General features: G+C 66.2%; 18 protein-coding genes and 2 tRNA genes. 13 read left to right on the forward strand and 7 right to left on the reverse strand.

The window, feature by feature from the left end; translation table 11 throughout:
* The first annotated feature begins 14 nt into the window (after positions 1-14).
* Genes BCR55_RS14510 through BCR55_RS14525 form a run of 4 tightly spaced genes read left to right on the forward strand, consistent with a single transcriptional unit; the run spans position 15 to position 1,705 of the window.
* Positions 15-197, forward strand: a complete 183-nt coding sequence (locus BCR55_RS14510; RefSeq protein ID WP_059638696.1) for a hypothetical protein — start codon at positions 15-17, stop codon at positions 195-197.
* Positions 190-687 carry a lysozyme gene (locus BCR55_RS14515; RefSeq protein WP_065494717.1) on the forward strand — a complete coding sequence of 166 codons (498 nt, stop codon included), beginning with the start codon at positions 190-192 and terminating at the stop codon, positions 685-687. Before BCR55_RS14510 ends, BCR55_RS14515 begins: the two co-directional genes overlap by 8 nt.
* Positions 684-1,229 (forward strand): hypothetical protein, encoded by a 546-nt coding sequence (locus BCR55_RS14520; RefSeq protein ID WP_065494718.1) that lies wholly within the window; start codon positions 684-686, stop codon positions 1,227-1,229. Before BCR55_RS14515 ends, BCR55_RS14520 begins: the two co-directional genes overlap by 4 nt.
* Positions 1,226-1,705, forward strand: coding sequence for a DUF2514 family protein (locus BCR55_RS14525; RefSeq protein ID WP_065494719.1), 480 nt, complete (start codon positions 1,226-1,228; stop codon positions 1,703-1,705). Before BCR55_RS14520 ends, BCR55_RS14525 begins: the two co-directional genes overlap by 4 nt.
* Here the strand turns inward: BCR55_RS14525 and BCR55_RS32480 are convergent.
* The 5 genes from BCR55_RS32480 to BCR55_RS14545 form a co-directional block, all read right to left on the reverse strand.
* Positions 1,678-2,070, reverse strand: a complete 393-nt coding sequence (locus BCR55_RS32480) for a hypothetical protein (protein WP_139094042.1) — start codon at positions 2,068-2,070, stop codon at positions 1,678-1,680. The two genes, BCR55_RS14525 and BCR55_RS32480, sit on opposite strands and share 28 nt — an antisense overlap.
* A 211-nt stretch (positions 2,071-2,281) precedes the next feature.
* Positions 2,282-2,512, reverse strand: a complete 231-nt coding sequence (locus tag BCR55_RS14530) for a hypothetical protein (protein WP_006402226.1) — start codon at positions 2,510-2,512, stop codon at positions 2,282-2,284.
* A 102-nt stretch (positions 2,513-2,614) separates the two neighbouring features.
* A complete protein-coding gene (locus tag BCR55_RS14535) occupies positions 2,615-3,736 on the reverse strand; it encodes a class II histone deacetylase (RefSeq protein WP_065494720.1) in 1,122 nt (373 codons plus the stop codon).
* A 12-nt stretch (positions 3,737-3,748) separates the two neighbouring features.
* A complete protein-coding gene (locus tag BCR55_RS14540; RefSeq protein WP_065494721.1) occupies positions 3,749-4,951 on the reverse strand; it encodes an MFS transporter in 1,203 nt (400 codons plus the stop codon).
* A 20-nt stretch (positions 4,952-4,971) separates the two neighbouring features.
* On the reverse strand, positions 4,972-6,039 hold the full coding sequence (locus BCR55_RS14545; protein ID WP_233632898.1) for a porin: 1,068 nt from the start codon (positions 6,037-6,039) through the stop codon (positions 4,972-4,974).
* A gap of 273 nt (positions 6,040-6,312) precedes the next feature.
* Here BCR55_RS14545 and BCR55_RS14550 point away from each other — a divergent pair, with 273 nt between their 5' ends.
* Both BCR55_RS14550 and BCR55_RS14555 read left to right on the forward strand, forming a co-directional pair.
* Positions 6,313-7,458: a helix-turn-helix transcriptional regulator gene (locus BCR55_RS14550; protein WP_053297157.1), complete on the forward strand. Its 1,146-nt coding sequence runs from the start codon at positions 6,313-6,315 to the stop codon at positions 7,456-7,458.
* A gap of 84 nt (positions 7,459-7,542) precedes the next feature.
* The gene (locus BCR55_RS14555; protein WP_039221321.1) at positions 7,543-8,541 is read left to right on the forward strand and encodes a 2-dehydropantoate 2-reductase; all 999 of its coding nucleotides are present in this window, start codon (positions 7,543-7,545) and stop codon (positions 8,539-8,541) included.
* Positions 8,542-8,676: 135 nt separating this feature from the next.
* On the opposite strand, the gene BCR55_RS14560 is transcribed toward BCR55_RS14555, so the two are convergent.
* The gene (locus BCR55_RS14560; protein WP_006408388.1) at positions 8,677-9,126 is read right to left on the reverse strand and encodes a MarR family winged helix-turn-helix transcriptional regulator; all 450 of its coding nucleotides are present in this window, start codon (positions 9,124-9,126) and stop codon (positions 8,677-8,679) included.
* 62 nt (positions 9,127-9,188) lie between these two features.
* Complete coding sequence (locus BCR55_RS14565; RefSeq protein WP_053297159.1) at positions 9,189-10,334, reverse strand: glycerate kinase; 1,146 nt, start codon at positions 10,332-10,334, stop codon at positions 9,189-9,191.
* 423 nt (positions 10,335-10,757) lie between these two features.
* Here BCR55_RS14565 and tig point away from each other — a divergent pair, with 423 nt between their 5' ends.
* From tig to BCR55_RS14600, 7 genes are all read left to right on the forward strand, one after another.
* The gene (gene tig / locus BCR55_RS14570) at positions 10,758-12,104 is read left to right on the forward strand and encodes a trigger factor (RefSeq protein ID WP_053297160.1); all 1,347 of its coding nucleotides are present in this window, start codon (positions 10,758-10,760) and stop codon (positions 12,102-12,104) included.
* Between the two features lie 140 nt (positions 12,105-12,244).
* Complete coding sequence (gene clpP, locus BCR55_RS14575; protein ID WP_006408392.1) at positions 12,245-12,898, forward strand: ATP-dependent Clp endopeptidase proteolytic subunit ClpP; 654 nt, start codon at positions 12,245-12,247, stop codon at positions 12,896-12,898.
* A gap of 164 nt (positions 12,899-13,062) precedes the next feature.
* Positions 13,063-14,334, forward strand: coding sequence for an ATP-dependent Clp protease ATP-binding subunit ClpX (gene clpX, locus BCR55_RS14580; RefSeq protein WP_006402239.1), 1,272 nt, complete (start codon positions 13,063-13,065; stop codon positions 14,332-14,334).
* A gap of 198 nt (positions 14,335-14,532) precedes the next feature.
* Entirely contained in the window at positions 14,533-16,959 is a 2,427-nt protein-coding gene (gene lon, locus BCR55_RS14585) for an endopeptidase La (protein ID WP_006402240.1), read from the forward strand.
* Positions 16,960-17,159: 200 nt separating this feature from the next.
* A tRNA-Val gene (locus BCR55_RS14590) sits at positions 17,160-17,235 on the forward strand.
* Positions 17,236-17,258: 23 nt separating this feature from the next.
* Positions 17,259-17,335: transfer RNA gene (locus BCR55_RS14595), tRNA-Asp, on the forward strand.
* 868 nt (positions 17,336-18,203) lie between these two features.
* Positions 18,204-19,337: a porin gene (locus tag BCR55_RS14600; RefSeq protein ID WP_053297161.1), complete on the forward strand. Its 1,134-nt coding sequence runs from the start codon at positions 18,204-18,206 to the stop codon at positions 19,335-19,337.
* Positions 19,338-19,357: the final 20 nt, after the last annotated feature.

Consider the following 19,357-nt stretch of genomic DNA (forward strand, 5'->3'; position numbering starts at 1 on the left):
TTTACGGGGAATCGATGAAAAGCGATCTCGCGACGAGCGCTGCGAAGGTGGCGCCTGCGGTGGGGAGCAATTTCTGGCTGTGGCTGACCAGCCACGACATCAATTGGTGGGTAGCCGTCGCGACGATCGCGTACATCGGGCTGCAGGCGTACTACCTGGTCAAGAACAAGGGGAAGAGGGCGCTGCTCGATGGCTAACGTACCGAAGAAAACACTCGCTGGTGTTGTGGGGGCTGCTGCGGCAGCCCTTCTTTTTTCCATCGTCCCGAAGTTCGAGGGGCTCGAGCTGGTTGCGCGTGCGGACCCGATCGGGATCATCACGGCGTGCTACGGCGATACGAAGGACGTGCGCGCCGGCCAGCGCTTCACGCCGGACGAGTGCCGCGCGCGCCTCGAGCAACGTCTGATCGAGCACGCGGAGCCAGTGCTGAAGTGCACGCCGAGCCTGAAGGGCCACACGTACCAGCTCGCGGCCGCCGTGAGCTTCGCATACAACGTCGGCAGCGGTGCGTACTGCAGCAGCACAACGGCGAAGCGGTTCAACGCCGGCGACTGGAAGGGCGCGTGCCGTGCGCTCAACGAGGCCGACAACGGCCGGCCGCAGTGGGTCACGGCCGGCGGCCGCGTGCTGCCGGGTTTGGTGAAACGGCGCGCGGAAGAGCGTGCCCTCTGCGAGCGTGACCTATGACGACGAATACTCACGAAACGCGGCGCACGCTCGCCGAAGACGTCTTCTACCCGGACCACGAGCCGCGCACGGAATCGCCGACGTTCCGCGCGAGCAAGCGCGCGATGAAGGCGGCCGGCGGCTACGTCTGCGCGGTGTGCGGCGACGACCAGGCGGTCGAGTCGCACCATCGGTTCTTCGAGTGGGCGTTCTCGCACGCGATCGACTGGAAGTGGATCCGCGGCGTCGCGCTGAACCAGATCGACACGATGTTCAGCCACAAGCTGCAGCGCGTCGTGCCGATCCCGCGCCAGCACCCCGTCTGGGATGTGATCAGGCTGACGCAGGGGTTCGACTGGGAGGCGTTCGATCCGGCCCGGCCGGAGACGTTCGTCGACTCGACATACAACCAACTGCTGCTGTGCGCGCTCCATCACCGGGGCAAGGACCACGGCCGGCATGAGGAAAGCGATCCGGTCTGGAGCGTGCAGGCGTTCCTGCTGCCCGGCTTCATCTACTCGCCGGACGAGCTGAAGCAGCTGCATGCGAAGGAGCGGAAATGACCCTTTTGAAGCTCGTATTGCCGTACGTGCTCGCGTTGCTGCTCGGCGTCGCTGCCGGCGTCTACGGTGAGCACCTGATCAGCGCGCGCGAGATCGCCGACATGAAGGCCGACGCCGCGAAGGCTCAAGCGAAGGCTGTCGAGGCCGCGCGCGCCGAGGAACAACGCCGCACCGCGGCTCAATCGGAGATTGCGAAAGATGCAAACCAACAACGAACAGCCGCGCTCGCGGATGCTTTTGCTGCTCGTGCTGCCGCTGGCAGCCTGCAGCAGCGTGTCGACCAGCTCGTCGCAGCCGCCCGCCATCCCGCCACTTCCGCCGGAAGCCCGGCAGCCGGCGACGCCCTCGATCTGCTTGCCGACGTGCTCGGCCGCGCTGACCAGCGCGCGGGAGAGCTGGCGGAATATGCTGACCGCGCCCGCATCGCCGGCCAGCAGTGCGAGCGCGACTACGATGCGCTGACGGTAGCGAAATAGATTAACCGTAGCCGTGCAAAATGGCGCGCGGTCTCGAGTTCAGCGGCGCCGACGCCGCCCACGGGCGAACTGTTAAAAATCAATGGGTTATTGATTTTTTCAAGCAACTCGCCGCCCAGGTATGGACGGATGGTTTTCCCGTTCGCAAAATCTGGGAAAGCCCGTCCGCTCGCGCCCTTTAGGCCGATTGCCAACCCCATGCCGCGTTGGCAAGTGTCCGCGGGTTGCCGCTGGAACGGCAATGTGTCGGTGCGGAACAACACGACTGGTGGCGTTATCGTGCTGCCTTGGAACGGCAGCCTGTGGAGCGTTGCGTCGGGCGACGGCAGTCTGATCCGTACCAGTACAACCGACAATTTCAGCATTGTCCCCGCCTGATCTGGCACTCGGATTCCGCGACTTACGCATTTTCTACGCAATATCGCATGCAGGCCTTTGTTTTGAAGGAAAGCGGAGTCCGGCCTCACGCACCATCGAATACGTGCCGCACGGCCCGATTCCGAAAAAAAGCGCTGCCGGTCCCCGACCGCAGCGCTTTTTCGTTTCCGCGCATCTTGCTCGCGATCGCCGCCGCCGCTAATCCCAGAAACTCCGGATCGCGACGGCGACGATCACGGGCACCGAGAACACCAGCGGAATCGCGAAATACTGCACTTCGCGGTCGACGAGCCAGCTATAAATCACCCATCCCGCGCCCACGGCGAACGTGACGAGGCCGACCAGCACGGCGGCAATATTGAGAACCAGTTTCGACGGTTGGCGGCGCGCATTGCGTTGGGCATCGTTATCGCGCGGGGAGGATTTCATCGGAAGAAGACGGCCTCGGGCCTGTTTGATCAAACGCACAGGAGACCGCATCCGCGCCGATCGCGCAAGGGCCGGCCGCGAACCGACGCCGGCCCGCTGCCGTCATCGCGCGGCCGGCAGCCCGAACGATGCCGCCAGTTCGTCGATCAGCGTGCGCTGAAACGCGAGGAACCGCTCGCCGGGCTGTTGCGCAACCGCGAGCTCGAGCATCGGATCGGCGACCGCGGTGCGGACGCCGGCCAGTTCCTCGACGATCGCGAGTCCGCAAAACGGCACGTACGCTTCCGAATAGCCGCCTTCGTGCACGATCACGAGCCGGCCGCCGCAATGGCGCTGCGCGGCTTCCTTGACGGCGCGCGTCATGAACCGGTAGCTGTCGGTATGCAGCAGCATCCGGGCGAGCGGATCGACCGCGCTCGCATCGAGCCCGCTCGCGACGACGATCAGTTCGGGCCGGAAGCGTTCGAGCGCCGGCAGCACGATCCGCTCGAACGCATGGCGGTACGCATCGTCACCGCTGCCGGCGAGCAGCGGCACGTTCAGGTTCGCGCCGATGCCGGCACCGGCGCCGCGATCCTCGGCGCCGCCGTAGCCGGGCGGGAAGCAGCGGTCTTGATGCAGCGAGATCGTCAGCGTGTCCGCATCGTCGTAATAGATCGATTGCGTGCCGTTGCCGTGATGCACGTCCCAGTCGATTACGGCCACGCGGCCGATGCCGTGCTTCGCGCGCGCGGCCTCGATCGCGATCGGGATGTTCGCGAGCAGACAGAAGCCCATCGGCCGGTCGCGCAGGCAATGATGGCCGGGCGGCCGCGACAGCGAGAACGCATTCGCTGCGCGCTCGTCGACCACCGCGTCGACCGCTGCGATCGCGAGCCCTGCCGATAGCGCGGCGATTTCATAGCTGCCCTTGCCGAACGGCGCGAGATCGCCGAGGTCGCCGCCGTTCGCGTCGCTGAGCGCCCGAAATGCATCGAGGTAGCCGGCAGGGTGGATGCGCAGCAGATCCTCGCGCGCGGCGGGCGCGGCGCCCCGCATGTCGAGCTGCGCGGCGAGCCCCGACGCGTGCACGAGCGACAGCAGCCGGCGCTTCGAGTCGGGCGATTCGGCATAGCCGGCACCCGACGGCGGCTGGACCCAGCCGCCGACCGGAAAGAACAGCGCGTGCGTGCCGCCTGTGTGCCAGAAGGTGCGTTCGTCGGTGAAGAATGCGGTGCGTTTCATGGGTATGACCTGTCAAGGTTGGGAAGAAGCGGAGCGGCGTGCCGTGCGTTCGATGCCGCGCAGCGCGGCGAACGACACGGCGGCGACCGCGGTCGCGGCGACGAACAGGGCGCGCATCGTGCCGCCGGCATCGAGCATCAGCCCGGCGAGCAGCGGCCCGACGGCGAGGCCCGCGCCGATCACGAAGTTGAGCGTCGCGACGAGGCGGCCCGACGTATCGATCTGCGCGACAGTCGCAAGGATGAACGGCAGTACGAACGTCCACGCGAACTTGAACGTGAAGATCGCGGCGCTGTAGCCGGTCGCGCGCGGCTGCGCGGCCAGCGCGACGAGCGACGCGGCGAGCAGGGCGTAGCCGGTCCAAAGCATCGTGCGGCGCGCGACGCGGCCGCCCGCGCACGACGCGAGCGCCGCACCGGCGATCCCCATCACGCTCGCGATCGCCAATACGGTGCCGGCCGCTCGCGAATCGAGCCCGGCGTCGGCCGCGGCGCGGCTCGCGAAGGTCCACACGCTGCCGATCGCGAGATAGAACGCGAGCACCGCGCCGATCGCGAGCGCGCCGCAGCCGGCCGGCATCCCGAGCGCGGCGCCGCGTGCGTGTCGCGCGACGTGCATGCCGGTCGAGCGCGCAAAGCCGCGCGACAGCGGCGCCGCGGCCAGCGCCAGTGCCGCGAGCGCGAAGTAGAGCGCACGCAAGCCGAACGCGACGAACACGTGCGGCAGCACGAACAGTCCGATCGCGCCGGCGATCAGCTGGCCGACGACCCACAGCCCGTACACGCGATCGCTGTTCTCGCTCGTCGCGGCGCTCGTCATGCAGAGCACCATCAGCGTGCCGCCGCCGAGTGCGGTCGCGGCGCGCAGTGCGAGCAGCGTCGCGAAGTCGGGCATCCACAGCGCGGTGAGCAGATTGCCCGCGCCGAACAGCGCGATCGCGCACGCCGCGACACGCCGCGCATCGACGCGGCCGAGCCACAGATACGACGGCACGGTCGCCGCGCTGAACGCGCCGAGTTCGACGAAGAAGTACGTGCCGATCTGGGACGCGGACAAGCGAAGCTGCACGGCGAGTTGAGCGGCGACGGCCGGCGCGACGAGCAGCAGCAGCGGCGTGATCGCGGCGAACACGACGAGTGCGACGAGCGTCGCGCGGGCGAACGGTGCGGCGTGCGCATCGGATGCGCGCACGGTATCGGAGGCAAGGGGCTTCATCGCGGCGTCTCGCAGTGGGTTCAGAACAGGTGGTACATGCCGACCATCGCGCCGAACTGCGATGCGCCGGCGAGCGGTGTCGGGTCGTATTCGTAGACGGTTTGCGAACTCCGGTTGCCGTTGCGCGCGTAGCCGAGGTTCACGTACGCGACCGTGCGTTTGGACAGCGCGTACGTCGTGCTCGCGATGAACAGCGTCGGATGACCGATCGCCGGCGTGCGCGAATCGGTGTGATAGATGCCCGCATTGAGGCCGATGCCGCCCGTCGTCAGATAGCGCGCGCCGCCCCAGACGATCGTGCGCGCCGCATCGAGGTCGCCGGTCCGGCGCTCGACGCCCGCATAAACGGTCAGCGGCAGCGCGGCGAACGCATAGCGCGCGGCGAGCGTGCCGAGTTCGCGTCGTCGGCCCGATGCGTCGTCCGTCGCCGATATGTCGCCGTGCGACTGATGCAGCACCGCGCCGACCGACAGTCCGTTGCTCGCGTACTGGCCGCCGAGCTCGAGTACGCGACCGGCGCGCGTATTGCCCGCGATGCCGGCCGTCGCGATGAGCGCCTCGACATCGAAGCCGGCGAACGTCGGCGACTGATACTTCACCGAGCGGTCGATGAAGTTCGCGGACATCGGCACGATGACGCCTTGTCCGCTGTACGACGCATACCAGAGCGGGTCGTAGAACAGCGTCTTGTCGAACAGCACGCTGAACTGCCGACCGAGCGTGACGGTGCCGATGGGCCCCGCGATGCCGACGTACGCGCCGCGAAAGAACGCGAGGCCGGGCACGGTCGCCGTGCCGTCGTTCACGTTGATGCCCTGTTCGAGCTTGAACAGCGCGCGCCAGCCGCCGCCGAGCGGCTCGCTGCCTTTGATGCCGATCTGCGACGGCACGATTCCGTAGTTCTGCAACTGCACGGCCGAGCGATGGGCGTCGGCATGCGTCATGTACTGCACGCCGACGTCGAGCGCGCCGTACAGCGTGAGCGTCGACTGCGCGTGTGCGGCCGCGCCGCATGCGGCGACGGTCGCGGCGGCTGCCGTGCGGATGAAGCGCGATGTAATCACGTCGGGTTCTCCATGCGGGCGCATCGTGGTCGTGGGGAATCGCGACGCAGTGTCGGCGGCCGCAAAGGCGCCGAACAGCCGTTCAGATGGAGGTTGCGGAAAACCCGCGGTGCGCCGCGCCGTAGCGTCGCGGTGCCGCGGGCGCGCGTGCTGCGCGGCAGCAATGCGTCGCGCCCCGTTCAAATGGATGGGATTGCGCCGCGTGGCGGCGCGCCGGCCCGTCAAAAATGACGCTCGCTATAATCGGCCGGTCTGCGTTGCGCACATCGGCGGCCCGCACGGGCAGGAGAGCGGAAGGTGAGGATCACGACGGGTACCGGGCAGGATCTCGATGCGCTGCGCGACGTGCCGGCGGCGATCGTGCTCGACGAGGCCGCGTGGCCGCCGCCGTCGCCGCGGCGCGCGGACTTCGACGGCGTCGCGCACGGCGACACCGCGCAGCGCGAACTCGGCCTGATGCTGCTCGACCTCTATGCGCTCGCCGCACAGTCGGCCATCGGCGAATTCGAATGCCGCTTCTTTTCGCTGCTGCAGGCGCTGATTTCGTTCGATGCCGCGTGGACGGGCGTCGCGACGCACATGGCGACCGGCCCCGTGATGCACAACAGCTTCCTGTACCGTCTTCCGGACGCGTTCTTCGGCGACTGGAAACGCGTGCGCGACTGCGATCCGCTCGCGCACCGCACGCTGCGCGGCGCGCATGGCCGCGCGGTACGGCTGTCGGTCGTCGAGCCGGGGCTCGATCCGCGCTTTCGCGACTGGTGCGTGAAATACGGGCTCGCGCAGCTGATGTGCGTGTGCACGCTCGATCGGCGCTTCGGGCTGACGACTTTCATGTCGATCTACCGTCAGGGGCTGAATCGTCCGTTCGGCGACGCCGATGCGCAACGTTTCGAAGAAGTGATTCCGCACCTGGCCGCCGCGCTGACGATCAACCGTGCCGCACAGCTCACGCGCGAGCGCGGCGATGCCGGCGCGCCGGCGTCGCGTGCGCTGTGCGACAACTTCGGCGTGCTGCACCATGCCGATCACGGCTTCGACGACGTGCTGCGCGCCGAATGGCCGGCATGGTCGGGCACGCGCGTGCCGGAACCGCTCGTCGCGCATCTGCGGCGTCACGCAACACAGCCTTTCGTCGGCACGGCGCTGCGGATAGGCTGCGTGCCGGTCGCCGGACTGTTCCAGCTCGAAGCGCGGCCGCGCTCGCTGCTCGACCGGCTGAGCCCGCGCGAGCTCGCTGCCATTCGCTATTACGGCGCGGGGCGGTCGCACAAGGAGGTCGCGCAGCAGATGGCGATCTCGCCGACGACGGTGCGCCACTATCTACGCTGCGCGTACCGCAAGCTCGGCATGCACGACAAGAGCCAGATCGCGGGCGTACTCGGCGCGAGCGCCGACGTGCCGGACGAGCGGCCGGCCGCGGCACCGCGCGACCTGCGCTGAAGGCGATCGAACGCACCGGAGGTCGTTGTATCCGCAACGATTGGGCGTTATGCTCCAGAACTCCCGGCATACGGACATTCCATCATGAACGACACGAATTCAGGCGCGGTGCGCGCGGCGGTGGTCGGCGTCGGCGCGATCGGCGGGCTGCTCGCGGCGGCGCTGTCGCGCGCCGGCGTCGCGGTAAGCGCGTATGCGCGCGGGGCGACGCTCGACGCGCTGAACGCGCACGGCGTGCGCGTGATCGACGACGCGGGCGCAACCTCGACGGTCGCCGTGCACGCGAGCGACGACGCGGCCGCGCTCGGCGTGCAGGACTACGTGGTGATCGCGCTGAAGGCGCAGGCGCTGCCGGCGCTGGCCGCGCGGATCGCGCCGCTCGTCGGTCCGGACACGGTGATCGTCGCGGCGATGAACGGTTTGCCGTGGTGGTTCACGCACGGGCTCGCCGGCCCGCTCGACGGCGTACCGCTCGAAGCAGTGGATCCGGCCGGCGCCGTGTCGGCCGCGCTGCCGCCCGCGCAGGCGATCGGCTGCGTCGTGCATCTGTCGTCGAGCACCGACGCGCCCGGCGTCGTCCGGCGCGGACGCGGCAACCGGCTGATCGTCGGCGCGCCGGACGGCCGGCTCGAGGCGGCCGCCGCGCGCTTCGCGGCGTTGCTCTCGGCTGGCGGATTCGACGTCGAATCGACGCCCGCGATCCGCACCGAGATCTGGGCGAAGCTGTGGGGCAACATGAACATGAATCCGCTGAGCGCGCTGACGGGCTCGACGGCCGAACAGCTGCTCGACGATCCGTTCACGCACGATCTCGCGCTGCGGATGATGGAGGAGGCCGCGCAGATCGGCGCGAAGCTCGGGCTGTCGACCGGCATGAGCGGCCCCGAGCGCATCGCGGTCACGCGCAAGCTCGGCGCGTTCAAGACGTCGATGCTGCAGGATTTCGAGGCAGGGCGGCCGCTGGAGATCGGGCCGATTCTCGGCGTGTTCCCGGAGCTGGGGCGCAGGCTGAACGTGCCGACGCCGTACTGCGACGCGGTGCTCGGGCTGCTGCGTCAGCGCGCCGCGAACAGCGGGCTATAGCCGGCTATCGCGCGGTGCGCGAGCGGCGCCGCGCGCGCCGCCGGCATCGGCTTCATTGATCTGAACAAAGCGTATGCGTCCTGCCGACCGGCACCGTCGGTGCGGACGATTTGACGCGCTTGTCGCGCGACGGCGTCAGTTGTCGCGTTCGAGCGCGTGCGCGACGACCTTGTCGAGCAGCCGCTCGAACGTGTTCCGTTCGCTCTCGGACAGGCACGCGACCAGCCCGTCGTTCCACTTGCGCACGATCGGCATGATTTTCCGGTACAGCGCGCGGCCGTCGGCGGTCAGCGCGATCAGCACGATGCGGCCGTCCTCGTCGCTCGCGCTGCGCTCGAGCAGGCCCTGGCGCAGCAGCGCTTCGGCCGCGCGGCTCGCCTGGCTCTTGTCGAGATTCGTGTGGCGCGCGAGATCCATGATCGAGAACGGACCGAACGCACCGACGGCCGCGATCACGCGCGCCTCGGGCAGCGAGATGCCGAGCTTGTGCCGGTACACCTCGCCGATGCCGCGGTCGGATCGCTTGGTCAGCGCGTGAAGGCGATAGGTCAGAAACTGATCGAGCCCGGCTTGTCGGCCTTTCATGTCGCATCCTGAAGAAAAATGGCGGGCCCGATTGTTCCTGTATCGCGCGCTCGGGTCAACGGTCAGTGTGCGCCGTATTTCAGGCGCGTCAACTGTTCGGCTTCGTTCGCGAGCAGCGTCGCCGCGTCGCGGATCGCGACGTCGAGCGAAATCGGGCCCGGCGCCGGCGAAAAACAGCCGGAAAAGTATTCGGACAGCCGCGGCAGCGCGGCCGGATCGATCGCGCCGGACAGCAGCGACGCCGGCACGCCGGCCGCCTGCGCGTGACGGCACGCGATGAAAGGCGCCTTGCCGTGCAGCGTCTGCACGTCCGAGCGCCCTTCGCCGGTGATCAGCCAGTCGGCGCCCTCGAGCGCCGCGTCGAGCCCGATCTGCCGCGCGACGACCTCCGCGCCTGCCTCGAACTGCGCGCCGAGCATCCGCAGCGCGAAGCCGAGGCCGCCCGCGGCACCGGCGCCGGGCAGGTCGCGCGCGCGGCGGTCGAGCGCGGCCTCGAGCAGATCGGCGAAGCGGCCGAGCGCCGCGTCGAGCGTCGCGACCTGCTCGGGCGTCACGCCTTTTTGCGGCCCGAACACCGCGGTCGCGCCATGCGCGCCGGTCAGCGGGTTGTCGACGTCGGACATCCCGACGAATTCCGCTTCCGCGAGCCGCGGATCGAGTGCCGACGCATCGATTCGCGCGATGTCGGCGAGCCGCGCGGGTACCGGCTCCACGGGCTGGCCGGCCGCGTCGAAACAGCGCAGCCCGAGCCCGGCCAACAGGCCCGCGCCGGCATCGTTCGTGCTGCTGCCGCCGAGCGCGACGAAGAAGCGGCGCACGCCTTCGTCGAGCAGCGCGCGGATCGCCTCGCCCATGCCGCGCGTGCTGCGTGCGTCGACCGGCACGCTCATCCCGACCGGATCGGTGATGCCGACGACCTCGGCCGTCTCGACGATCGCAGTGCGCGCATCGATCACGCCGACCGCCGCGTCGCGCGCCGCAAGCGACGCGCCCGCCACGCGCAGCGTGCGCCGCGTGCCGCCGCGGGCGAGCATCGCGTCGAGCGTGCCTTCGCCGCCGTCGGCCATCGGGCAGCAGCGCACGACGGCGTCGGCGCGCGCACGGCGGATGCCGGTCGCGATCGCGTCCGCGACCTGCTCGGCGGAAAGCGAGCCTTTGAACGAATCGGGCGCGATGACGACGACAGGCGCGGACGGGTGTTGCGGCATGGTGTCTCCGGAAAGCGTGATTGGTGTGAGGAATCGGGGTGCGATGACGGCGCACCTTCATTCGGAGCTTACAGGATGGCGGCGCGCGATGGATATGGCGCACGGCATAACGGTAATCCATCGCGCCGAGCGCGCGGCGCGGCACGCAACGTGCGCCGGATCGCGTGCGGCAAGCCGGGGAGCCGGAGCGTCGCGCGCACGAAGCGGCGAACGACTGCCGCGACGCGCCGATCTGGCGGTATGACGAAAATTGTTTGCTAGAATAGTCGATTCTTCCGGCCAAAGCCGTGCTCCGAGCCGCTTGCGCTAGCCATCCGGCGCGTGCAGGGATGGCGTGGCGCTCCGGCGCGGCGTGTGCGCGCGCCAGGCAGGCACGGCAAGGAAAAACCGATTCGCTCGAATAATTTTAGGACGATTGAAGCCATGGCTAACGTTGTTGAGAACCTCGGCAAGCTTGAACGCCGCGTGACGATTTCTTTGCCGAAAGAGACGGTGCAGAAGGAAATCGACGCCCGTATCCAGAAACTCGCGAAGAACGTGCGCATGCCGGGTTTCCGCCCGGGCAAGGTGCCGCTGAAGATGGTCGCGCAGCAGTACGCGGGTCAGGTCGAGGCGGAAGTGCTGAGCGACAAGATCGGCCAGGAATTCTTCACGATCAGCCGCGCGGAAAACCTGCGCGTCGCCGGTCAGCCGAGCTTCGCGCCGAAGCAGGAGCAGTCGGACGACGCCTACGCGTTCGACGCGACGTTCGAGGTTTACCCGGAAGTGAAGATCGGCGATCTGTCGACCGCTGAAGTCGAGCGCTCGACGACGACGATCGGCGACGCCGAAATCGACCGCACGCTCGACATCCTGCGCAAGCAGCGCGTGCACTTCCACGCACGCGGCGAAGCGGGCGAGCACGGCGACGGCGGCGCGGACACCGCGGCGCAGAACGGCGACCGCGTGACGGTCGACTTCGTCGGCAAGATCGACGACGTCGCGTTCCCGGGCGGCACGGCCGAAGACTTCCCGTTCGTGCTGGGCGAAGGCCGCATGCTGCCGGAATTCGAACAGGCGGCGCTCGGCCTGAAGGCCGGCGAATCGCGCACGTTCGACCTGAAGTTCCCGGACGACTATCACGGCAAGGACGTCGCGGGCAAGACCGCGCAGTTCACGGTCACGATGAAGAAGGTCGAATGGCCGCACCTGCCGGAAATCGATGGCGAATTCGCGAAGTCGCTCGGCATCGAAGACGGCGATCTCGCGAAGATGCGCAACGAGATCAAGGAAAACCTCGAGCGCGAGGCGAAGCGTCGCACGCAGGCGATCGTGAAGAACCAGGTGATGGACGCGCTGCTGAAGATCTCCGAACTCGACGTGCCGAAGGCGCTGATCGAGCAGGATCAGCAGCGTCTCGTCGAGATGGCGCGTCAGGATCTCGCGCAGCGCGGCGTGCCGAACGCGAAGGACGCGCCGATTCCGGCCGAAATGTTCGCCGAGCAGGCCGAGCGCCGCGTGAAGCTGGGCCTCGTGCTCGCCGAGCTGGTCAAGGCGAACGGCCTGGAAGCGAAGCCGGAGCAGATCCGCGCGGAAGTCGACGAGTTCGCGAAGAGCTACGAAGACCCGAAGGAAGTGGTCCGCTGGTATTATTCCAACCAGCAGCGCCTCGCCGAGATGGAAGCGTTCGTCGTTGAAAGCAACGTCGTCGACTTCGTGCTGGGCAAGGCAAAGGTGACGGACAAGGAAGTGAGCTTCGAGGCACTCGCAAGCGCATCGGCGCAAGCGTAACTGTCGCAGCAGCGGCGTGCCGGCTGTCGGAGCGACGGCCTGCACGCCGTTTTTACGTCGGGCGCACGGTTGCCATTAATATGGCGATTGAGCGGGCGGCTTCCCTCCGTTCAATTTTCCATTCGAACAAGGTTCATTGAATGATCACTCGCGCTGAATTGCTGGACATGCTTGCTTCGAACGCGCCGCAGGGTTTCGAGGCGCAAGCGCTGGGGCTCGTGCCGATCGTCGTCGAAACGAGCGGCCGCGGCGAGCGTTCGTACGACATCTATTCGCGTCTCCTGAAGGAGCGCCTGGTATTCATGGTCGGCGAAGTGAACGACCAGACGGCCAACCTGGTGGTCGCGCAACTGCTGTTCCTCGAGAGCGAGAATCCCGACAAGGACATCAGCCTGTACATCAACAGCCCGGGCGGCTCGGTGTCGGCCGGCATGGCGATCTACGACACGATGCAGTTCATCAAGCCGGACGTGTCGACGCTTTGCATGGGGCTCGCGGCCAGCATGGGCGCGTTCCTGCTCGCGTCGGGCGCGAAGGGCAAGCGTTTTGCGCTGCCGAACTCGCGCGTGATGATTCACCAGCCGCTCGGCGGCGCGCGCGGCCAGGCGTCCGATATCGAGATCCAGGCGCGCGAGATCCTGTACCTCAAGGAGCGGCTCAACCACCTGCTCGCGCAGCATACGGGCCAGGACGTCGAGCGCATCGCGCGCGACACCGACCGTGATAACTTCATGTCGAGCGAGGACGCGAAGGCGTACGGGTTGATCGACCAGGTGCTGCTGAAGCGTCCCTGAACTTAAGTGGGGTGCCGCCCCGTTTCGTGCGGCGCCCCGGCAGTGTCCCGAAATGCCCTGAGCATCTGCGGCAAGCGCATCAGCCGGCTTCGGCCGCGTCCCGCGCGCGGTGTCCGGAGTAATCGGCGTATCATGTCATTTACCTGTCCGGAGGCTCTACATTCATGGCGGACAAAAAAGGTTCGAACAGCGAGAAGCTGTTGTATTGCTCGTTTTGCGGGAAGAGTCAGCATGAGGTGAAAAAACTCATCGCGGGCCCGTCGGTGTTCATCTGCGATGAGTGCATCGACCTCTGCAACGAGATCATTCGCGACGAGGCGGCCGCCGCCGGCGTCGAGGCCAGCCTGTCCCGCTCGGATCTGCCGAGCCCGCAGGAGATTCGCGACATCCTCGATCAATACGTGATCGGGCAGGAGCGCGCGAAGAAGATCCTCGCGGTCGCCGTGTACAACCACTACAAGCGTCTGAAGCATCTCGACAAGAAGGACGACGTCGAGCTGTCGAAGAGCAACATCCTGCTGATCGGGCCGACCGGCTCCGGCAAGACGCTGCTCGCGCAGACGCTCGCGCGGTTGCTCAACGTGCCGTTCGTGATCGCCGATGCGACGACGCTGACCGAAGCCGGCTACGTCGGCGAGGACGTCGAGAACATCATCCAGAAGCTGTTGCAGAACTGCAACTACGAGGTCGACAAGGCCCAGCGCGGCATCGTCTACATCGACGAGATCGACAAGATCAGCCGCAAGTCGGACAACCCGTCGATCACGCGCGACGTGTCGGGCGAAGGCGTGCAGCAGGCGCTGCTGAAGCTCGTCGAGGGCACGATGGCGTCGGTGCCGCCGCAGGGCGGCCGCAAGCACCCGAACCAGGATTTCATCCAGGTCGACACGACGAACATCCTGTTCATCTGCGGCGGCGCGTTCGACGGCCTCGAAAAGGTGATCACCGATCGCACCGAAAAGACGGGCATCGGCTTCGGCGCGACGGTCAAGAGCAAGCAGGATCGCGACGCGGGCGAAGTGCTGCGCGACGTCGAGCCGGAAGACCTGATCAAATTCGGTCTGATCCCCGAATTGATCGGCCGTCTGCCTGTGGTCGCGACGCTCGGCAAGCTGGACGAAGCCGCGCTGATGAAGATCCTCGTCGAGCCGAAGAACGCGCTCGTCAAGCAGTATCACAAGCTGTTCGCGATGGAGCGCGTCGAGCTGGAGATTCGCCCGGCCGCGCTGCAGGCGGTCGCCCGCAAGGCGATCCGTCGTAAGACCGGCGCGCGCGGCTTGCGCTCGATCATCGAACAGGCGTTGCTCGACGTGATGTACGAGCTGCCCACGATGAAAGGGGTCAGCAAGGTCATCATCGATGAGAACGTGATCGATGGCGACGGCAAGCCGTTGCTGATCTACGAGGACACGCCGAAGGTGGCGGGTTCGAACTGACCGGCTTGCCGACGATGTTCTGCGAAAAAGGGCCGTTCATGAAAACGTGGGCGGCTTTTTTTCGTTTATCTTGTGGGTAACTCTGACTCGACACGCGGTGGTTACTTTCTTACCGAATATTTCCCGCACTTGAAGGCTTGCAATCCGATGTGCCGGCCTCAATTACCGAACAATTGATTCCACTCATGGGGAAATGAAATGTCAGGCACCCAACTTCTCCCGCCGGAACGCATCACGCTCCCGCTGCTGCCGCTGCGGGACGTCGTCGTTTTCCCGCACATGGTGATTCCGCTCTTCGTGGGCCGGCCGAAATCGATCAAGGCCCTCGAAGCAGCAATGGAAGGCGGCAAGCACATCATGCTCGTCGCCCAGAAGACCGCGGCGAAGGACGAACCGACCGACAAGGACATGTACGAAGTCGGTTGTATTGCCAACATCCTGCAGATGCTGAAGCTGCCGGACGGTACCGTGAAGGTGCTCGTCGAGGGGCTGCAGCGCGCGAAGGCATTGTCGATCGAGGAACAGGAGACGCAGTTCTCCTGCGAAGTGATGCCGCTCGAGCCCGATCATGCGGACAGCGCCGAAACGGAAGCGCTGCGCCGTGCGATCGTGTCGCAGTTCGATCAGTACGTGAAGCTGAACAAGAAGATCCCGCCGGAGATCCTCACGTCGCTGTCGGGCATCGACGAAGCAGGCCGTCTCGCCGACATGATCGCCGAGCGTCTGCCGCTGAAGCTCGACCAGAAGCAGCACATCCTCGAGATGTTCCCGGTCATCGAGCGTCTCGAGCACCTGCTCGCGCAGCTCGAAGCCGAGATCGACATCCTGCAGGTCGAAAAGCGCATCCGCGGGCGCGTGAAGCGCCAGATGGAAAAGAGCCAGCGCGAGTACTACCTGAACGAACAGGTGAAGGCGATCCAGAAGGAGCTGGGCGAAGGCGAAGAGGGTGCGGATCTCGAGGAGCTCGAGAAGCGCATCAACGCCGCGCGCATGCCGAAGGAAGCCAAGAAGAAGGCCGACGCCGAGCTGAAGAAGCTGAAGCTGATGTCGCCGATGTCGGCCGAAGCGACCGTCGTGCGCAACTACATCGACACGCTGATCGGCCTGCCGTGGCGCAAGAAGAGCAAGGTCAACAACGACCTGTCGAACGCCGAGCAGGTGCTCGACGAGGATCACTACGGCCTCGAGAAGGTCAAGGAACGGATCCTCGAGTATCTCGCGGTGCAGCAGCGCGTCGACAAGGTGAAGGCGCCGATCCTCTGCCTCGTCGGGCCGCCGGGCGTCGGCAAGACCTCGCTCGGCCAGTCGATCGCCCGTGCGACGAACCGCAAGTTCGTCCGGATGGCGCTCGGCGGCGTGCGTGACGAAGCCGAGATCCGCGGTCACCGCCGCACGTATATCGGCTCGATGCCGGGCAAGATCCTGCAAAGCCTCGCGAAGGTCGGCGTGCGCAATCCGCTCTTCCTGCTCGACGAAGTCGACAAGATGGGCATGGATTTCCGCGGCGATCCGTCGTCGGCGCTGCTCGAAGTGCTCGATCCGGAACAGAACCACACGTTCGCCGACCACTACATCGAAGTCGACTTCGATCTGTCGGACGTGATGTTCGTCGCGACGTCGAACTCGCTGAACATCCCGCCGCCGCTGCTCGACCGGATGGAAGTGATTCGTCTGTCCGGCTACACGGAAGACGAGAAGGTCAGCATCGCGCAGCGTTACCTGCTGCCGAAGCAGAAGAAGAACAACGGTCTGAAGGACGGCGAGATCGAGGTCACCGAGCAGGCGATCCGCGACATCATCCGCTACTACACGCGCGAAGCCGGTGTGCGTTCGCTCGAGCGCGAAGTGTCGAAGATCTGCCGCAAGGTCGTGAAGATGCTGCTGCTGAAGAAGGCATCGGGCGCGATCAAGGTCGACGGCGACAACCTCGACACGTTCCTCGGCGTGCGCAAGTACGACTTCGGCCTCGCGGCGAAGGAAAACCAGGTCGGTCAGGTGACGGGCCTCGCGTGGACGGAAGTCGGCGGCGATCTGCTGACGATCGAAGCCGCGGTGATGCCGGGCAAGGGCAACGTGATTCGCACCGGTTCGCTCGGCGACGTGATGAAGGAGTCGGTCGAGGCAGCGCGTTCGGTCGTGCGGTCGCGTTCCCGGCGTCTGGGCATCAAGGACGAAGCGTTCGAGAAGCAGGATATCCACATCCACGTGCCGGAAGGTGCGACGCCGAAGGACGGTCCGTCCGCCGGCGGAGCGATGACGACGGCGCTGGTGTCGGTGCTGACCGGTATCCCGGTGCGTGCCGATGTCGCGATGACGGGTGAAATCACGCTGCGCGGCGAAGTGCTGCCGATCGGCGGGCTGAAGGAGAAGCTGCTCGCGGCGCATCGCGGCGGCATCAAGCTCGTGCTGATCCCGGAAGAGAACGTGAAGGATCTCGCCGAGATTCCGGACAACGTGAAGAACGCGATCGAGATCGTGCCGGTCCGCTGGATCGACAAGGTGCTGGAACTCGCGCTCGAACGTCTGCCGACACCGCTGCCGCCGGAAGAGGAAGCGAAGGCTTCGTCGGCGCCGGTAGCCGATGCGTCGAAGGATGCCGGCTCGACCGAGGTCGTCAAGCACTGACCGGAACACCGTCCTGACGGTTGTTCACGAAACCCGCGGCGTGTCCGCGGGTTTTTTTATGTGCGTCGTCGGGAGCGTGTGCGTCGGCTGACGAAAAAATCGTGCTCGGGGCTAGCAAAGTATTCGGGGATGAATTAGAATCGCAGGCTCGCTGGTTGTTGATGCTGAAACGCAGATCGCAGCCAGATCGAATCGGAAACGGGTGCTTAGCTCAGCTGGTAGAGCGGCGCCCTTACAAGGCGTAGGTCGGGGGTTCGATCCCCTCAGCACCCACCAGTTTCCCGGTTCGGCAAGACCAAGGAGCGGTAGTTCAGTCGGTTAGAATACCGGCCTGTCACGCCGGGGGTCGCGGGTTCGAGTCCCGTCCGCTCCGCCAAACAAATGAAGAAGCCCGCCTTGCGCGGGCTTTTTCATTTGTGCTGTCGGGTTGCGCCCGCTTGCGGGCGCGCGACTGGGGAGCGGAGGAAGCCGCCTGCGCGGCTTCCGGCGGGGCTCGAAGGGATGCGCGTGCACGCGCATCCGCGGCCTGCAGGATGTAGGCGAGTCCCGTCCGCTCCGCCAAACAAATGAAGAAGCCCGCCTTGCGCGGGCTTTTTCATTTGTGCTGTCGGGTTGCGCCCGCTTGCGGGCGCGCGACTGGGGAGCGGAGGAAGCCGCCTGCGCGGCTTCCGGCGGGGCTCGAAGGGATGCGCGTGCACGCGCATCCGCGGCCTGCAGGATGTAGGCGAGTCCCGTCCGCTTTGCCAAACAAACGAAGAAGCCCGCCTCGTGCGGGCTTCTTCGTTTGTGCTTCCGGTTGCCGATGCGCAACGCGAGTCGACGAACGTAATCGCAGTACGCATTGCCGCGGTATTTATATTCGGTACGCCGAAGTAATCATCGAGAGCATCCGCGATGCGGTTCCAGCCTCACGACAGGCTGCCGACGAAGGACGTTGACCCAAAGCTGCGTGCCGCAATCACCATCCGGGTATACGACAATCGGCCCGTACACCGATGCCTGCCAGGTATGAATGCAGATCGCGTCGGTATTGGACGCTTGCTCCGCTTTACTTTAACTTTCGATGGGTCGTGCGCGGGCGAGGCTGTTCGGCCGTGCATGACATCCCGCATTGCGTCGTCGTGCCGGAAAACCGGCCGAACGAAACAAGTCCAGACGCAATCATGCGGACAATGATTAGGCATGCTTTTTATATATAAGCGATGTCCGAAGAATCAGAATAATTCAACATGGAGTGGAGACCGATGAAGCTTGCGAAGTGGGTGGTCGGTGGACTGGGCGTGCTGAGCATGCCCGCGTTCGCGCAAAGCAGTGTGACGTTATACGGCGTCATCGATACGGGCATCGAGTATGTCACGCATGCGAATGCGGCAGGCGACAGACTGGTCCGCATGCCGGGCATCACCGGCGAGCTGCCGTCGCGGTGGGGGCTGCGCGGCAGCGAGGAACTCGGCGGCGGATTGAAGACGGTGTTTCAGCTCGAAAGCGGCTTCAATCCGCGCGGCGGCGATCTCGGTCAGGGTGGCAGACTGTTCGGCCGTCAGGCGTGGGTCGGGCTGCAAGGGCCGTGGGGCAAGCTGTCTTTCGGACGTCAGTACTCGATGACGTTCTGGGGGCTGACGGACTCGGACATCCTCGGCCCGGACATCTACGGCAGCGCGTCGCTCGACGCGTATATTCCGAACGCCCGCAGCGACAACGCGATCGCGTACATGGGCACGTTTCGAGGCTTGACGCTCGGCGCGATGTACTCGTTCGGCCGGGATTCCGCCGGCACCGGCAATTCGCCGGGGCAGGGCACCTGCGCGGGTTCGGTGGCGGGGCATTTCACGCAGTGCCGCCAGTGGAGCGCGATGATCAAGTACGACACGCAGACGTTCGGCGTGTCGGCTGCCTACGACGAACAGCGCGGCGGCGCGGGCGCGGCCGCGAACTTTTTCAACGGCGCGGCGCCGCTGGCACTGACCAGCGAGGGCGACAAGGACATCCGCATGCAGGTCAGCGGATACGGAAATATCGGCCCGGTAAAACTCGGCGCCGGCTGGGTCGGACGTCACGTCGAGACCGTGTCGCCGTCGGTGCCCGATGTGTGCTCGGACCTGTTCTTCGTCGGCGCCGCGTATCAGGTGACGCCTGCGGCGGTGCTCGACGGCGAAGCGTTCCGCATCGTCAATCGCGAGCAGAACACGCGAGCGACGATGACGACGCTGCGCGGAACGTATTTCCTGTCGAAGGCCACGGCCGCCTATCTGCAGGGTTCATATCTGTGGAATAGCGCCCACGCGCGTTACAGCCTGAGTTCCGGCGGCGGCGGCACGACGCCCGCCGCAGGTGTCGGTCAACTCGGCGTGATGGCGGGCATCCGGCACATGTTTTGAACGCGGCGCAGAACGTGCGC

Source organism: Burkholderia sp. CCA53, from assembly GCF_001685525.1.
Taxonomy (GTDB): domain Bacteria; phylum Pseudomonadota; class Gammaproteobacteria; order Burkholderiales; family Burkholderiaceae; genus Burkholderia; species Burkholderia multivorans.

Bases quoted from the DNA above. Each gene is read 5' to 3' on its own strand.
- BCR55_RS14510 (WP_059638696.1), top strand. From the start codon at position 15: ATGAAAAGCGATCTCGCGACGAGCGCTGCGAAGGTGGCGCCTGCGGTG.
- BCR55_RS14515 (WP_065494717.1), top strand. From the start codon at position 190: ATGGCTAACGTACCGAAGAAAACACTCGCTGGTGTTGTGGGGGCTGCT.
- BCR55_RS14520 (WP_065494718.1), top strand. From the start codon at position 684: ATGACGACGAATACTCACGAAACGCGGCGCACGCTCGCCGAAGACGTC.
- BCR55_RS14525 (WP_065494719.1), top strand. From the start codon at position 1,226: ATGACCCTTTTGAAGCTCGTATTGCCGTACGTGCTCGCGTTGCTGCTC.
- BCR55_RS32480 (WP_139094042.1), bottom strand. From the start codon at position 2,070: ATGCTGAAATTGTCGGTTGTACTGGTACGGATCAGACTGCCGTCGCCC.
- BCR55_RS14530 (WP_006402226.1), bottom strand. From the start codon at position 2,512: ATGAAATCCTCCCCGCGCGATAACGATGCCCAACGCAATGCGCGCCGC.
- BCR55_RS14535 (WP_065494720.1), bottom strand. From the start codon at position 3,736: ATGAAACGCACCGCATTCTTCACCGACGAACGCACCTTCTGGCACACA.
- BCR55_RS14540 (WP_065494721.1), bottom strand. From the start codon at position 4,951: ATGAAGCCCCTTGCCTCCGATACCGTGCGCGCATCCGATGCGCACGCC.
- BCR55_RS14545 (WP_233632898.1), bottom strand. From the start codon at position 6,039: ATGCGCCCGCATGGAGAACCCGACGTGATTACATCGCGCTTCATCCGC.
- BCR55_RS14555 (WP_039221321.1), top strand. From the start codon at position 7,543: ATGAACGACACGAATTCAGGCGCGGTGCGCGCGGCGGTGGTCGGCGTC.
- BCR55_RS14560 (WP_006408388.1), bottom strand. From the start codon at position 9,126: ATGAAAGGCCGACAAGCCGGGCTCGATCAGTTTCTGACCTATCGCCTT.
- BCR55_RS14565 (WP_053297159.1), bottom strand. From the start codon at position 10,334: ATGCCGCAACACCCGTCCGCGCCTGTCGTCGTCATCGCGCCCGATTCG.
- tig (WP_053297160.1), top strand. From the start codon at position 10,758: ATGGCTAACGTTGTTGAGAACCTCGGCAAGCTTGAACGCCGCGTGACG.
- clpP (WP_006408392.1), top strand. From the start codon at position 12,245: ATGATCACTCGCGCTGAATTGCTGGACATGCTTGCTTCGAACGCGCCG.
- clpX (WP_006402239.1), top strand. From the start codon at position 13,063: ATGGCGGACAAAAAAGGTTCGAACAGCGAGAAGCTGTTGTATTGCTCG.
- lon (WP_006402240.1), top strand. From the start codon at position 14,533: ATGTCAGGCACCCAACTTCTCCCGCCGGAACGCATCACGCTCCCGCTG.
- BCR55_RS14600 (WP_053297161.1), top strand. From the start codon at position 18,204: ATGAAGCTTGCGAAGTGGGTGGTCGGTGGACTGGGCGTGCTGAGCATG.